The organism is Micrococcus sp. LASM2_SD2 (assembly GCF_057364565.1).
Map to the genome: position 1 here is coordinate 1 of NZ_JBNFOB010000341.1, position 1702 is coordinate 1702.

A 1702-nucleotide genomic window follows, 5' to 3' on the forward strand; every position below is an offset into this window, starting at 1 on the left:
GCCTCCGGGGGGCCTCCCTGGGCCTCCCGGCTGCTCGGCCCCACCAGCGGCGCAGCTCGGCCCTCGGCCGTCTCCCTGCTCGTGCGGGGGCCCCCTCGTCCAGGCGCCACTCGAGCAGGTGCCGGTACGCGCGGCCCACCACGGGGCCGGGGCGGATGCCCAGCAGGGCCATGATCTGCTCGCCGTCCAGGTCCGGGCGGACGGCGGCGAGCTCCTCGGCCTCGGAGATCTCGGCGATGCGCCGCTCGAGGTCGTCGTAGGCGGCGGCGAGGCGGTTGGCCTTCCGCCTGTTCCGGGTGGTGACGTCCGAGCGGGTGAGGGCGTGGAGGCGGTCCAGGACGGGGCCGGCGTCGTGGACGTAGCGGCGCACGGCCGAGTCCGTCCAGCCGGCGTCCCCGTACCCGTAGAAGCGCATGTGCAGCTCCACCAGGCGGGAGACGGCCTTGATGGTGTCGTTGTCGAACTTCAGGGCGCGCAGCCGCTTGCGGACGAGTTTGGCGCCGACCACCTCGTGGTGGCGGAAGCTCACCGCGCCCGACTTCTCGAAGCGGCGGGTGGCGGGCTTGCCGACGTCATGCAGCAGCGCGGCCAGGCGCAGCACCACGTCCGGGGAGTGCGGCGAGTACCGCTGCTCCTGCTCGATCGCCTGCTCCATCACGGTCAGCGAGTGGGCGTAGACGTCCTTGTGGCGGTGGTGCTCGTCGGTCTCCAGCTGCAGGGCCGGCAGCTCGGGCAGGACGCGCTCGGCCAGTCCGGTGCGGACCAGCAGGTCCAGGCCGCGGCGGGGGTCGGCGCCACAGATCAGCTTCACCAGCTCCTCGCGGACACGCTCGGCGGAGATGATGTCGATCCGCTCGGCCATGTCCGTCATGGCCGCCTCCACCTCGTCCGCCACCTGCAGGCCGAGCTGGGCGGCGAAGCGGGCCGCGCGCATCATGCGCAGCGGGTCGTCCGAGAAGGAGTCCTCCGGGGTGCCGGGGGTGCGCAGGACACCGGAGGCGAGGTCTCTCACGCCGCCGTGCGGGTCCACGAGCTCCATGGCGGGCAGGCGCAGGGCCATGGCGTTGACGGTGAAGTCGCGGCGGACGAGGTCGTCCTCCAGGCAGTCGCCGAAGGCCACCCGCGGCTTGCGGGAGGCCGGGTCGTACTGCTCGGCGCGGTAGGTGGTGACCTCCAGCTGCCAGCCGTCCTTCTGGAAGCCGATGGTGCCGAAGCGCCGGCCCACGTCCCAGACGGCGTCCGCCCACCCGGCACCGATCGCCTCGATCGCGTCCGGGTCCGCCTCCGTGGTGAAGTCCAGGTCCCCGGAATCGCGGCCGAGGAACAGGTCCCGCACCGGACCGCCCACGAGGGACAGCTCACGGCCGGCGCGGCGAACCTCTCCCCGAGCTCGATCACGACAGCGGGCAGCGAGGCGCCCTCCGGGAAGCCGGAGGGCAGGGGGACGCGCGGGAAGGAGGTGCTCATGATGGGTACAAGGGTGCCAGAGAACGGGGGCGTCGGAGGCGCGTGGACGGCGGGCGGAGCGTCGCCCGGGATCCGGTCCTGCCGCGGGGCCGGGCGTGGCCTGACCAGCATGCGGCCCCGTCCGCGCCCGCTAAGGTTGAAGGCATGACCCGCCCCGACCGTTCCGAGCGCCGAGGGGCACCCCTGCCCTCAGCCGTGGTCGGCCGGATGCGGCGTCAGGACCCGCCCACGCCCG

The 1702-nt window shown here is 73.9% G+C and carries 1 pseudogene; it reads right to left on the minus strand.

Annotated features, from left to right (window positions below):
* Positions 1-1467: pseudogene (locus tag AC2W7A_RS12175) on the minus strand (CCA tRNA nucleotidyltransferase); the annotation flags it as partial.
* Positions 1468-1702 lie beyond the last annotated feature (235 nt).